This is a genomic window from Pseudomonas sp. FW215-R2 (genome assembly GCF_058789255.1).
In genome coordinates, this window is record NZ_JBYTBO010000005.1 from 214,603 (window position 1) to 227,273 (window position 12,671).

Below are 12,671 nucleotides of genomic sequence, written 5' to 3' on the forward strand. Positions count from 1 at the left end.
ATTGCTACGTCCCTCGCAACGTTCCGTTTAACTGACGGTCAGCCAAGCGAGAGAGCACAATGCCCCAAGCCTCCCAGATGTCTTCTGTTCCCGAGTCCTCGGGGCAACTGCCGTCCGTAGAGCAGGCCAGTCGGCAGGGTCTTGAGCAGGCGTTCGCGCTGTTCAACCAGATGTCGAGTCAACTGACCGATTCCTACAGCATGCTTGAAGCGCGGGTCACCGAGCTCAAGGGCGAGTTGGCCGTGGTCAGCGCCCAGCGCATGCAGGAGCTGGCGGAAAAAGAACGTCTGGCCAACCGTCTGCAAAATCTCCTCGATCTGTTGCCCGGTGGCGTCATCGTCATCGACGGTCACGGCATCGTGTGCGAGGCCAATCCGGCTGCCATCGATCTGCTCGGTTTACCGCTCCAGGGCGAGCTGTGGCGCCATGTCATCGCACGCTGCTTCGCGCCCCGTGAAGACGATGGTCATGAAATCTCCCTGAGAAACGGTCGGCGCCTGTCGATTGCCACCCGCTCGCTGGATGCGGAGCCCGGGCAATTGGTGCTGCTCAACGACCTGACTGAAACCCGTCACTTGCAGGATCAGCTCGCACGCCACGAGCGGCTGTCGTCGTTGGGGCGGATGGTCGCCTCGCTGGCTCATCAGATTCGCACGCCGCTTTCCGCCGCGCTGCTGTATGCCAGTCATTTGACTGAGCAGGCGCTGCCGGTTGCCACTCAACAACGTTTTGCCGGGCGTCTCAAAGAGCGTCTGCATGAGCTGGAGCACCAGGTGCGCGACATGCTGGTGTTCGCTCGCGGTGAATTGCCGCTGACCGACCGCATCACGCCCAATGCCCTGATGCAGTCGTTGCAGGCCGCGGCGCTGACCCATGTGCAGGATCTGCCAATTCGCTGGCAGTGCGACAGCCATGCCGGTGAGTTGCTGTGCAATCGCGACACGCTGGTCGGAGCCATCCTCAATCTGATTGAAAACGCGATTCAGGCCAGTGGCGGTGACGTGCGCCTGAAAGTGCATTGCTACACCCGCGACAACACCCTGCGCCTGTGCGTCAGTGACAACGGTGGCGGTATTGAACCGGCGGTGCTGGCGCGGCTGGGCGAGCCGTTTTTTACCACCAAGGTCACCGGCACCGGCCTGGGCCTGACCGTGGTCAAGGCCGTGGCCCGTGCTCATCAGGGACAATTGCAGCTGCGCTCGCGGGTCGGGCGCGGCACGTGCGCGCAGGTGATCCTGCCGATGTTTTCCGCTGTACAGGGAGCTGAGTGAAGGTCATGGGCATCAAGGTTCTGCTGGTCGAGGATGACCGTTCATTGCGCGAGGCGCTGGCCGATACGTTGTTGCTGGCCGGCCACGATTATCACGCAGTGGGTTCGGCCGAGGAGGCGCTGAAGGCAGTGGAGTGCGAGGCGTTCAGTCTGGTGGTCAGCGACGTCAATATGCCGGGCATGGACGGTCATCAGTTGCTCGGTCTGCTGCGCGCCCGCCAGCCGCAATTGCCGGTGCTGCTGATGACGGCTCATGGCGCCGTCGAGCGCGCGGTCGATGCCATGCGTCAGGGCGCGGCGGATTATCTGGTCAAGCCATTCGAGCCCAAGGCGTTGCTGGACCTGGTCGCGCGCCATGCCTTGGGCAATCTCGGTACAGCCGACGCGGAAGGGCCGATCGCGGTCGAGCCGGCCAGTGCGCAGTTGCTGGATCTGGCAGCGCGGGTGGCGCGCAGTGATTCCACCGTGTTGATTTCCGGCGAGTCCGGCACCGGCAAGGAAGTGCTGGCGCGCTACATTCACCAGCAGTCCCACCGCGCCCGTCAGCCATTCATTGCGATCAACTGCGCGGCGATCCCGGACAACATGCTCGAAGCGACATTGTTCGGTCACGAGAAAGGTTCGTTCACCGGCGCCATCGCGGCGCAGGCCGGCAAGTTCGAGCAGGCCGATGGCGGCACCATTCTGCTCGATGAAATTTCCGAAATGCCTCTGGGCTTGCAGGCCAAGCTGCTGCGGGTGCTGCAGGAGCGCGAGGTGGAGCGGGTCGGTGCGCGCAAGCCAATCACCCTCGATATCCGGGTGGTCGCGACCACCAACCGTGATCTGGCCGGCGAAGTGGCGGCGGGGCGGTTCCGTGAAGACCTCTACTATCGTCTGTCGGTTTTTCCGTTGGCCTGGCGTCCGCTGCGTGAGCGGACCGCCGATATCCTGCCGCTGGCCGAGCGTCTTTTGGCCAAACACGTCAATAAAATGAAGCATGCAATGGCGAAGTTCTCGCCCGAGGCGCAGGCGTGCCTGATCGGTTATCCATGGCCGGGCAACGTGCGCGAGCTGGACAACGCGGTCCAGCGGGCGTTGATTCTGCAGCAGGGCGGCCTGATCCAGCCGCAGGATTTCTGCCTCTCGGGCCCTGCGCTGTTCGCCCCGTTGCCGGTGGCGGTACCGACTGCGCCAGTCATTCGTGAAGTCGACATCGAGGCGGATTCGGCCGGCGCGCTGGGCGATGACCTGCGTCGTCGTGAGTTCCAGATGATCATCGACACCTTGCGCACCGAGCGCGGACGACGCAAGGAGGCCGCCGAAAAACTCGGTATCAGCCCGCGTACGTTGCGCTACAAACTGGCGCAAATGCGCGATGCCGGGATGGACGTCGAAGGGTATCTGTTCGCCACCTGACGGGTGGCGCAAACGTTTGAAAACGCATTTCTCGAAGCGGTGCCCGTGAGCTGGCACCGTTGTTGCTAACACCTGAGTACCCGCCGAGTGAGTGTCAAAAAATTGCGGGCCGCCCAAGAGAGTAGACCATGAGCCAAGGTATTGAAATTAATCGGTTGATGACGGACATGAAGGCCATGCAAATGGACGCCATGTCGAAGCCGAAATCGACTGCCGCCGTCCCAGAAGTGGCGGGCAGCAGCTTTTCCGACATGCTCGGTCAGGCCATCAACAAAGTGAACGATACCCAACAGGCTTCGAGCCAATTGGCCAACGCGTTCGAAATCGGCAAGAGCGGCGTCGATTTGACGGACGTGATGATTTCCTCGCAGAAGGCCAGCGTGTCGTTCCAGGCTCTGACCCAGGTGCGCAACAAACTGGTTCAGGCTTATCAAGACATCATGCAGATGCCGGTTTAAGGACGAGATTGAGTCATGGCAGAAGCAGTCGCCGATAACGTTCCGGCCAAGGCCACCCCGATAGACGGCAAACCGCCGCTGTTCGGCCTGTCCTTCCTGGAAAACCTCTCCGAGATGACCATGCTGCGTCAGGTGGGCCTGTTGGTCGGCCTGGCTGCGAGCGTGGCGATTGGCTTTGCCGTGGTGCTGTGGTCGCAGCAACCGGACTACCGGCCTCTGTACGGCAGCCTTGCCGGTATGGACGCCAAGCAGGTCATGGACACTCTGGCCTCCGCCGATATTCCGTACACCGTTGAACCGAATTCCGGCGCCTTGCTGGTCAAGGCCGATGACCTGTCCCGTGCGCGACTGAAACTCGCGGCCGCTGGTGTCACTCCCAGCGACGGCAATATCGGTTTCGAGATTCTCGACAAGGAACAGGGTCTGGGTACCAGCCAGTTCATGGAAGCGACTCGTTATCGTCGCGGCCTTGAAGGCGAACTGGCTCGCACCATTTCCAGCCTGAACAACGTCAAGGGCGCGCGCGTTCACCTGGCGATCCCGAAAAGCTCGGTGTTCGTACGTGACGAGCGCAAGCCAAGCGCTTCGGTACTGGTCGAGTTGTACTCCGGTCGTTCGCTGGAGCCGGGTCAGGTCGTCGCCATCATCAATCTGGTGGCCACTTCCGTCCCTGAGCTGAGCAAGTCGCAGATCACCGTCGTCGACCAGAAGGGCAACCTGCTGTCGGATCAGGCGGAAAACTCTGAAATGACCATGGCCGGCAAGCAGTTCGATTACAGCCGCCGCATGGAAAGCATGCTCACCCAGCGTGTACACAATATTCTGCAACCGGTACTGGGCAACGATCGTTACAAGGCTGAAGTGTCGGCCGACGTCGACTTCAGTGCCGTCGAATCGACCGCCGAGCAGTTCAACCCTGACCAGCCGGCGCTGCGCAGCGAACAGTCGGTCAACGAACAGCGTACTGCCAGCAATGGCCCGCAAGGCGTTCCGGGTGCCCTGAGCAACCAGCCGCCGTCGCCAGCCTCGGCGCCACAAACCACCGGTGGTGCAGCAACCTCGACGAGCATGGTGCAACCGGGCCAGCCACTGGTTGATGCCAACGGTCAGCAGATCATGGACCCGGCCACCGGCCAGCCGATGCTCGCGCCGTACCCGGCAGACAAGCGTCAACAATCCACCAAGAACTTCGAACTCGACCGTTCCATCAGCCACACCAAACAGCAGCAGGGTCGCCTGAATCGCCTGTCGGTGTCGGTGGTGGTGGACGATCAGGTCAAGATCAACCCGGCCAACGGCGAAACCACCCGTGCGCCGTGGAGCGCCGACGAATTGGCGCGCTTCACTCGCCTGGTGCAGGACGCGGTCGGCTTCGACGCCAGCCGTGGCGATAGCGTCAGCGTGATCAACATGCCGTTCTCCGCCGAGCGCGGCGAAGTGATTGCCGACATTCCGTTCTACTCCCAGCCATGGTTCTGGGACATCGTCAAACAAGTGCTGGGTGTGTTGTTCATCCTGGTGCTGGTGTTCGGCGTGCTGCGTCCGGTGCTCAACAACATCACCGGTGGCGGCAAAGGCAAGGAACTGGCCGGTCTGGGCGGTGACGTGGAACTGGGTGGCATGGGCGGTCTGGACGGTGAATTGTCCAACGATCGTGTCAGCCTCGGCGGCCCGACCAGCATCCTGCTGCCGAGCCCGAGCGAAGGCTATGACGCTCAGTTGAACGCAATCAAGAGTCTGGTGGCAGAAGACCCGGGTCGTGTGGCCCAGGTCGTGAAAGAGTGGATTAACGCAGATGAGTGATAACCGAGCCGCCGTCGCCAAACTGTCCCGGGTCGATAAAGCCGCGATTCTGCTGCTGTCCCTGGGTTCGACCGATGCTGCACAAGTGCTGCGCCACATGGGCCCCAAAGAAGTTCAGCGGGTCGGCGTGGCCATGGCCCAGATGGGCAACGTCCACCGTGAGCAGGTCGAGCAGGTCATGAGCGAGTTCGTCGACATCGTCGGCGACCAGACCAGCCTGGGCGTCGGCTCCGACGACTACGTGCGCAAAATGCTCACCCAGGCCCTGGGTGAAGACAAGGCCAACGGCCTGATCGACCGCATTCTGCTGGGCGGCAACACCAGTGGCCTCGACAGCCTGAAATGGATGGAACCGCGCGCCGTTGCCGACGTGATCCGTTACGAGCACCCGCAGATCCAGGCGATCGTGGTCGCGTACCTCGATCCGGATCAGGCCGGTGAAGTGCTGGGTAACTTCGACCACAAGGTGCGTCTGGACATCATCCTGCGCGTCTCGTCGTTGAACACCGTGCAGCCGGCGGCACTGAAAGAATTGAACCAGATCCTCGAGAAGCAGTTCTCCGGCAACTCGAATGCCTCGCGCACCACCCTGGGTGGCATCAAGCGGGCGGCGGACATCATGAACTTCCTCGACAGCTCGATCGAAGGCCAGCTCATGGACTCGATCCGCGAAGTCGACGAAGACCTGTCCGGTCAGATCGAAGACCTCATGTTCGTGTTCAACAACCTGGCCGATGTCGACGACCGCGGTATCCAGGCGCTGTTGCGCGAAGTGTCCTCCGATGTGCTGGTGCTGGCCCTCAAGGGTTCGGACGAAGGCGTCAAGGAAAAGATCTTCAAGAACATGTCCAAACGTGCTGCCGAACTGCTGCGCGACGACCTCGAGGCCAAAGGCCCGGTGCGCGTCAGCGACGTGGAAACCGCGCAGAAGGAAATCCTCACCATCGCCCGCCGTATGGCCGAAGCCGGAGAAATCGTGCTCGGTGGCAAGGGCGGCGAGGAAATGATCTAACACCATGGGCAAGAACGACGACGATGTAACGGACCTGATCCGTGCCCGGGACGTCCGCGGTTTCGAAACCTGGGCGATCCCGAGTTTCGATCCGCCGGCACCGGAACCCGAGCCGGAACCGGAGCCCGAACCGCCGGAAATGGAAGAAGTGCCGCTGGAGGAAGTCCAGCCACTGACCCTGGAAGAACTCGAAAGCATCCGTCAGGAGGCTTACAACGAGGGCTTCGCCATCGGCGAAAAAGAAGGTTTCCACAGCGCCACCCTCAAGGTGCGCCAGGAAGCCGAGGTGGTCCTGACGGCCAAGGTCAACGGCCTTGAGCAGTTGATGGCGAACCTGTTCGAACCCATCGCCGAACAAGACACCCAGATCGAAAAATCCCTGGTCGACCTCGTGCAGCACATCGCCAGACAGGTGATTCAGCGCGAACTGGCCATCGACTCGACGCAGATCGAACATGTCATGCGCGACGCCCTCAAGCTGTTGCCGCTGGGCGTGGGCAATGTGCGGCTGTACGTCAATCCGCAGGACTTCGAACAGGTCAAAGCCCTGCGCGAACGTCATGAGGAAACCTGGCGTATCGTCGAGGACGAATCGCTGCTGCCGGGCGGTTGCCGGGTCGAAACCGAACACAGCCGGATCGATGCGAGCATCGAAACCCGCGTCAGCCAGATCATGGCCAAGCTGTTCGATCAATTGCACGAACAAGCCCTGCACCCGGCCGCGCCGGACATGAGCCTGGATCTGCCGGAAGCGCCGAAGCCGGCACCTGTCACCGACGAGCCGCTCGCGGACGCCCCCGATGCGCCTTGAACGCACCAGTTTCGCCAAGCGCCTGAGCACCTACGCTGAAGCCGCCGAAATTCCCGGTGCGCCGATTCTCGAAGGGCGCCTGCTGCGCATGGTCGGCCTGACGCTCGAGGCCGAAGGTTTGCGCGCTGCCATGGGCACCCGCTGCATGGTGATCAACGACGACAGCTATCACCCGTCGCAGGTTGAAGCCGAAGTCATGGGTTTCTCTGGCAGCAAAGTTTTCCTGATGCCTGTTGGCAGTGTTGCCGGTATTGCGCCGGGCGCCCGTGTGGTGCCGCTGGCCGATACCGGTCGCTTGCCGATGGGTATGAGCATGCTCGGTCGCGTGCTGGACGGCGCCGGACGTGCGCTGGACGGCAAGGGCGGCATGAAGGCCGAAGACTGGGTGCCGATGGACGGCCCGACCATCAACCCGCTCAACCGTGACCCGATCAGCGAACCGCTGGACGTCGGCATCCGTTGCATCAACGGTTTGTTGACGGTCGGTCGCGGTCAGCGTCTGGGCCTGTTCGCCGGTACCGGTGTCGGTAAATCGGTATTGCTCGGCATGATGACCCGCTTCACCGAGGCCGACATCATCGTCGTCGGCCTGATCGGTGAGCGGGGTCGAGAAGTTAAAGAATTCATCGAGCACATCCTCGGTGAAGAAGGCCTCAAGCGTTCGGTGGTGGTTGCATCCCCAGCGGACGACGCGCCACTGATGCGTCTGCGCGCGGCGATGTACTGCACGCGGATCGCCGAGTATTTCCGCGACAAGGGCAAGAACGTCCTGTTGCTGATGGATTCCCTGACCCGTTTCGCCCAGGCCCAGCGGGAAATCGCCCTGGCCATCGGCGAGCCGCCGGCGACCAAGGGTTACCCGCCTTCAGTGTTCGCCAAACTGCCGAAACTGGTGGAGCGCGCCGGTAACGCGGAGAAGGGCGGGGGTTCGATCACGGCCTTCTACACCGTATTGTCCGAGGGCGATGATCAGCAGGACCCGATTGCCGACTCGGCGCGAGGCGTGCTCGACGGGCACATCGTGTTGTCCCGGCGTCTGGCCGAGGAAGGTCATTACCCGGCCATCGATATCGAAGCTTCGATCAGCCGGGTGATGCCGGCGGTGGTCTCGCCGGAGCACATGACCCGTGCGCAGTACTTCAAGCAGTTGTGGTCGCGCTATCAGCAGAGTCGCGATCTGATCAGTGTCGGTGCCTATGTTGCCGGCGGTGATCGTGAAACGGACCTTGCCATCAATCTGCAGCCGCAACTGGTCAGATACTTGCGTCAGGGCCTGAACGACAGCATCAGCCTGGGTGAAAGCGAGGCGTACCTCGAAACGATTTTCGCCCCTGCGGCCGGCGGGTAACCGGCCATGGCCCTGAGCCGAGCCGCGCGTCTGGCGCCGGTGGTGGAAATGGCCGAAAAAGCCGAGAAAACCGCCGTGCAACGCCTGGGTTATTTCCAGGGGCAGGTGAAGGTGGCCGAAAGCAAGCTCGCCGACCTGCATGCCTTTCGTCTGGATTACTCCGAACAATGGATCGTGCGCGGCAGCACGGGCGTGTCCGGGCAATGGCTGCTGGGTTTTCAGGGCTTTCTGGCGCAACTCGACACCGCGGTCGATCAACAGCGGCAAAGCCTGCAATGGCACCAGAACAATCTGGACAAGGCGCGTGACGCCTGGCAGCAGGCGTTTGCCCGGGTCGAGGGGCTGCGAAAACTTGTACAACGCTACCGCGACGAAGCCCAGCGCGCCGAAGACAAGCGCGAGCAGAAGCTGCTGGACGAGTTGTCCCAACGCCTGCCGCGCCGTGATGCCTACTGACGGGTTGATCTCTGACAGTTTCCGGCGACTTCCTGCCTTGCCCCTTACCCTTGCAAGTGCTAAACCTTGTACAGGTTCGTCAATGACAAGGAAGCCAGTACATGTCAGTCGTTACAGAAGTCTCTCCGGATGGGCAAAAGCTGACGATTTCGATCAAGGGCCGGTTCGATTTCGGACGCCATCAGGAGTTTCGCGAGTCCTACGAGCGACTCAATAAAAAGCCCGACGCCATCGTGGTGGATCTCAAGGATGCCACCTATCTCGACAGTTCGGCTCTGGGAATGCTGCTTCTGCTGCGCGATCACGCGGGTGGCGACGACTCGGACGTACGAGTGATCAACAGCAATTCGGATGTGCGCAAGATCCTCGCCATTTCCAACTTCGACAAACTGTTCGACATCAGTTGACGGCCATGCAGCCGCAAGAACCGCTGACGATCCTGATCGCCGAAGACAGCGCCGCCGACCGGCTGCTGTTGTCGACGATCGTGCGTCGTCAGGGGCATGTCGTGCTGACGGCTACCAATGGGGCTGAAGCGGTCGCGGTGTTTTCTGCTCAGCAGCCGCATCTGGTGCTGATGGATGCCATGATGCCGGTGATGGATGGCTTCGAAGCTGCGCGGCAGATCAAGGTGCTGGCAGGTGAAAACCTGGTGCCGATCATTTTCCTCACGTCGCTGACCGAGAGCGAAGCCCTGGTGCGATGCCTGGAGGCTGGCGGTGACGATTTTCTGGCGAAGCCTTACAACCAGGTGATCCTGTCCGCCAAAATCAAGGCGATGGATCGCTTGCGCCGCCTGCAAGCCACGGTGCTTGAGCAGCGCGACCTGATTGCCCGGCACCACGACTACCTGCTCAACGAGCAGCGGGTCGCCAAGGCCGTATTCGACAAGGTCGCGCATTCCGGTTGCCTGAGTGCGCCGAACATCCGCTATCTGCAATCACCCTACGCACTGTTCAACGGCGATCTGCTGCTGGCGGCCTACACGCCGGCCGGTGACATGCATGTGTTGCTCGGTGATTTCACCGGGCATGGTCTGCCGGCGGCGGTCGGTGCGATGCCCCTGGCGGAAGTGTTCTACGGCATGACGGCCAAGGGCTATGGCCTGGCCGAAACCCTGCGGGAGATGAACGCCAAGCTCAAGCGCATCCTGCCGGTGGACATGTTCTGCTGCGCGACGCTGCTCTGCCTGAGTTTTCAGCGCCGCAGCGTGGAAATCTGGAATGGCGGCATGCCCGACGGTTATCTGCATCGCATCGCCACGGGCGAGCGGGTGCCGCTTGCGGCGCGGCATCTGCCGCTGGGTGTGCTCAGTCCGCAGGCCTTCGACGATCAAACCGAAGTGCTGTCGATGGCGGTGGGTGACCGTGTGTTCCTGTTGTCCGACGGCGTGATCGACACCTGCGATGCCAATGATCAGTTGTTCGGCGTCGAGCGCTTGCAGCGGGTGTTTGCCGACAATCGCCAGCCGGATCGGCTGTTTGCCGAGATCGAGCAGGCGTTGCAGGATTTTCGCGGCGAAGCCCGGGACGATGTGAGCATGGTCGAGGTCAGCCTGCTGGAAATGGCGCAGGTCAATCCGTCGGCGCCGGTGTATTCCGACAGCGGTCAGTCGTGCCCGCTGGATTGGTCGGTGAGCTTCGAATTTCGCGGTTCCACCCTGAAACGCTTCAATCCGTTACCCTACCTGCTGCAATTGCTGCTCGAAGTGCATGGCTTGCGCACGCAGAGCGGGGCGTTGTACAGCGTGCTCGCCGAGCTTTACTCCAATGCGCTGGAGCACGGGGTGTTGGGGCTGGACTCCAGTCTCAAACGCGATGCTTCAGGCTTTGCCCGCTATTATGAGCAGCGTAATGCTCGACTGGATGCCTTGCAGGATGGCTATGTGCGCGTGCACTTGCAGGTCCGTCCGGAAGGCGAGGGTGGTTGTCTGATCGTGCGGGTGGAAGACAGTGGCAAAGGCTTTGACGTGGCCCGGGTGATGGAGCGGCCACTCGACGGTGTCCGTTTGTCGGGGCGTGGCGTCAGCCTGATCCGGCAACTGAGCAGGAATCCGAGCTGGTCAGACGATGGTCGCAGTGCTCGCGTGGAGTTTTTCTGGGAGGCTCTGGCATAATCCGCGCATTCTTGATCAAGGAGTGAACAAGTGACTGATGCCTGTGTAGATCGCGACGTACTGAGTGCGTTGCAAGAAGTCATGGAGGATGGCTATCCGGAGTTGCTGGATACGTTCCTGGCAGATTCCGAAGCGCGCCTGCGTGAATTGCAAAAGACCGCGGATGCCGACGCCTTGTCGTCGGTGGCTCATAGCTTCAAAGGCAGCAGCAGCAACATGGGGGCGACCCGTCTGGCTGAGCTTTGCCAGGAGCTGGAGCTGCACGCCAGGGACAAGAGCCCGTCCGAAATCATCAAGCTGGTGGCCGACATCCATAACGAGTTTGCGGATGTGCGCCCCGTCTATGAAGCCGAGCGACAGCGCTCTCCCGCCCATTGAGCCAGCCGTCCGGCGTTTTTATTCGGCGCCGGACGAAACTGGCCCGGCACTTGCAGTCATCTCGTTCAACTGTACCTACGATCCCAGTGCAGCGGAGACCGTGCCATGCCTGCAACCCCTAACATTCTTATTCAGACTGCCGCCCAGGCCAAGGCGCAAGCCGCCTCTGCCAAACCGTCAGTGGTGGCCGCAGGCCCCGGGGACAAGGCTTCAAGCTTCGCTCAGGTGTTTGCCGATCAGGGACAGAACAAGCCTTCCGTTGCGACCGATAACTCGGTGAAACCTGCACGCGACAAGGACACTGGCAGCGTCAGCAAGAAGGACAGCGGCAAGGATCAGTCTGCCGCCCCCGAGCCGGCCGTTGCCGATAGCGGCAATGCCTTGCCCGCCGACAAAACCTCGTCAACCGCAACGGATGACGCGGTGGCCAGCGACGATACGTCCGATACACCGACCACGCCGGTCGCCGACACCACGCCTGTCGTAGATCCGGCGCTGGATCCGGCGCTGATGCAAGTCGCGCAGCCGGTCGTCACGCCGCCGGTCGTGGCGGCGCCCGTCGTCGAAACACCAGTGAAGCCTGAAACCCAGGCGCCAGCGGTGGCTGCATTGCCGGCGGCCGCCACGGCGGCGCCTGCCGTCGACAGTGATTTCGATCCCGAGGCCGATCCGCTCGACTCGATGCCGGCCGTGCGTATGGCGATGGAGCAGAGTGGTCACATTTCCGCGTCCAGCCAGTCGCAGCCCAAGGCGACGCCGGCCCAGGCCCAGGCTGATGGAGAGCTGACCTCGGCTCAGACCTTCGCCGCCGGCATGGCCAGCATGCTGGATGTGCAGGCTGACAAGGACAGCACCAGCCAGGGCGGTGAAAAGGCTTTCAGTGGTCTGATCGACGATGGTTTGAAAGACCTGAAATCCGCCACCAGCGATACCCGCGTGGATGATTTCGCCAACCGTCTGGCGGCGCTGACTCAGGCCGCCACACCGAAAACCGCCAACGCGGTGCCGGTGAACCAGCCGATCGCCATGCATCAGAGTGGCTGGACCGAGGAAGTGGTCAACCGCGTCATGTACCTGTCGAGCAACAACCTGAAGGCCGCCGATATCCAGTTGCAGCCGGCTGAACTGGGTCGTCTGGACATTCGGGTGAACATGGTGCCGGACCAGCAGACCCAGGTGACCTTCATGAGCGCACACCCGAGTGTTCGCGAAGCGCTCGACGGCCAGATGCATCGTCTGCGTGACATGTTCACCCAGCAAGGCATGGGGCAGGTCGATGTCAACGTTGCCGACCAGAACCGTGGCTGGCAGGGGCAAGGCCAGGAGCAGGCGCAACAGGGGCAGCAGGGTGGTCGCACCAGCGCCGCCGGCGGTCGCCTGGACTCCTCGGAAGAAGAGTTGACGCCTGCGGCCGTGGCCGAAGCAGCTGCTCAAACCACCAGCGTGATCGGCAGCAGCGCCGTCGACTACTACGCCTGATTCATCCTCCCCCGAGGGAGCGGCCCTGTCCGCTCCCTCGTCTGTTTTGCCACCGCTCTCCATTCCCCTCCGACACTTCTGGCATAACACTTGCTCTTGCCTTGCCGTGCGACTGTGAAAACCCGATTAGTGACGGATTATT

General features: G+C 61.9%; 12 protein-coding genes. All 12 read left to right on the plus strand.

Annotated features, from left to right (window positions below):
* The first annotated feature begins 59 nt into the window (after positions 1 to 59).
* The 12 genes from AC3WRD_RS09435 to AC3WRD_RS09490 all read left to right on the plus strand — a co-directional run bounded on the left by AC3WRD_RS09435 (position 60) and on the right by AC3WRD_RS09490 (position 12,529).
* Entirely contained in the window at positions 60 to 1,271 is a 1,212-nt protein-coding gene (locus AC3WRD_RS09435; protein ID WP_102620337.1) for a sensor histidine kinase, read from the plus strand.
* 5 nt (positions 1,272 to 1,276) lie between these two features.
* Positions 1,277 to 2,668, plus strand: coding sequence for a sigma-54-dependent transcriptional regulator (locus tag AC3WRD_RS09440; protein WP_102620338.1), 1,392 nt, complete (start codon positions 1,277 to 1,279; stop codon positions 2,666 to 2,668).
* Between the two features lie 128 nt (positions 2,669 to 2,796).
* A complete protein-coding gene (gene fliE / locus AC3WRD_RS09445) occupies positions 2,797 to 3,126 on the plus strand; it encodes a flagellar hook-basal body complex protein FliE (protein WP_096822182.1) in 330 nt (109 codons plus the stop codon).
* A 15-nt stretch (positions 3,127 to 3,141) separates the two neighbouring features.
* A complete protein-coding gene (gene fliF / locus AC3WRD_RS09450; protein ID WP_102620339.1) occupies positions 3,142 to 4,929 on the plus strand; it encodes a flagellar basal-body MS-ring/collar protein FliF in 1,788 nt (595 codons plus the stop codon).
* Complete coding sequence (gene fliG, locus AC3WRD_RS09455; protein WP_007958288.1) at positions 4,922 to 5,941, plus strand: flagellar motor switch protein FliG; 1,020 nt, start codon at positions 4,922 to 4,924, stop codon at positions 5,939 to 5,941. The genes fliF and fliG overlap by 8 nt, the downstream gene beginning before the upstream one ends.
* Positions 5,942 to 5,945: 4 nt before the next feature.
* Entirely contained in the window at positions 5,946 to 6,752 is an 807-nt protein-coding gene (gene fliH, locus AC3WRD_RS09460) for a flagellar assembly protein FliH (protein ID WP_102620340.1), read from the plus strand.
* Entirely contained in the window at positions 6,742 to 8,100 is a 1,359-nt protein-coding gene (fliI, locus tag AC3WRD_RS09465) for a flagellar protein export ATPase FliI (protein WP_096822179.1), read from the plus strand. The genes fliH and fliI overlap by 11 nt, the downstream gene beginning before the upstream one ends.
* A 6-nt stretch (positions 8,101 to 8,106) precedes the next feature.
* Positions 8,107 to 8,556 (plus strand): flagellar export protein FliJ, encoded by a 450-nt coding sequence (fliJ, locus tag AC3WRD_RS09470; RefSeq protein WP_085733745.1) that lies wholly within the window; start codon positions 8,107 to 8,109, stop codon positions 8,554 to 8,556.
* A 101-nt stretch (positions 8,557 to 8,657) separates the two neighbouring features.
* Positions 8,658 to 8,963: an STAS domain-containing protein gene (locus tag AC3WRD_RS09475; RefSeq protein ID WP_096822178.1), complete on the plus strand. Its 306-nt coding sequence runs from the start codon at positions 8,658 to 8,660 to the stop codon at positions 8,961 to 8,963.
* 5 nt (positions 8,964 to 8,968) lie between these two features.
* On the plus strand, positions 8,969 to 10,672 hold the full coding sequence (locus AC3WRD_RS09480; protein ID WP_096822177.1) for an ATP-binding SpoIIE family protein phosphatase: 1,704 nt from the start codon (positions 8,969 to 8,971) through the stop codon (positions 10,670 to 10,672).
* Between the two features lie 30 nt (positions 10,673 to 10,702).
* The gene (locus AC3WRD_RS09485) at positions 10,703 to 11,050 is read left to right on the plus strand and encodes an Hpt domain-containing protein (RefSeq protein ID WP_096822176.1); all 348 of its coding nucleotides are present in this window, start codon (positions 10,703 to 10,705) and stop codon (positions 11,048 to 11,050) included.
* 105 nt (positions 11,051 to 11,155) lie between these two features.
* Positions 11,156 to 12,529, plus strand: a complete 1,374-nt coding sequence (locus AC3WRD_RS09490) for a flagellar hook-length control protein FliK (RefSeq protein ID WP_102620341.1) — start codon at positions 11,156 to 11,158, stop codon at positions 12,527 to 12,529.
* The last annotated feature ends 142 nt before the right edge of the window (positions 12,530 to 12,671 follow it).

What these genes read in the sequence shown, in the direction of transcription:
- AC3WRD_RS09435 (WP_102620337.1), top strand. Translation starts at nt 60, where the DNA reads ATGCCCCAAGCCTCCCAGATGTCTTCTGTTCCCGAGTCCTCGGGGCAA.
- AC3WRD_RS09440 (WP_102620338.1), top strand. Translation starts at nt 1,277, where the DNA reads ATGGGCATCAAGGTTCTGCTGGTCGAGGATGACCGTTCATTGCGCGAG.
- fliE (WP_096822182.1), top strand. Translation starts at nt 2,797, where the DNA reads ATGAGCCAAGGTATTGAAATTAATCGGTTGATGACGGACATGAAGGCC.
- fliF (WP_102620339.1), top strand. Translation starts at nt 3,142, where the DNA reads ATGGCAGAAGCAGTCGCCGATAACGTTCCGGCCAAGGCCACCCCGATA.
- fliG (WP_007958288.1), top strand. Translation starts at nt 4,922, where the DNA reads ATGAGTGATAACCGAGCCGCCGTCGCCAAACTGTCCCGGGTCGATAAA.
- fliH (WP_102620340.1), top strand. Translation starts at nt 5,946, where the DNA reads ATGGGCAAGAACGACGACGATGTAACGGACCTGATCCGTGCCCGGGAC.
- fliI (WP_096822179.1), top strand. Translation starts at nt 6,742, where the DNA reads ATGCGCCTTGAACGCACCAGTTTCGCCAAGCGCCTGAGCACCTACGCT.
- fliJ (WP_085733745.1), top strand. Translation starts at nt 8,107, where the DNA reads ATGGCCCTGAGCCGAGCCGCGCGTCTGGCGCCGGTGGTGGAAATGGCC.
- AC3WRD_RS09475 (WP_096822178.1), top strand. Translation starts at nt 8,658, where the DNA reads ATGTCAGTCGTTACAGAAGTCTCTCCGGATGGGCAAAAGCTGACGATT.
- AC3WRD_RS09480 (WP_096822177.1), top strand. Translation starts at nt 8,969, where the DNA reads ATGCAGCCGCAAGAACCGCTGACGATCCTGATCGCCGAAGACAGCGCC.
- AC3WRD_RS09490 (WP_102620341.1), top strand. Translation starts at nt 11,156, where the DNA reads ATGCCTGCAACCCCTAACATTCTTATTCAGACTGCCGCCCAGGCCAAG.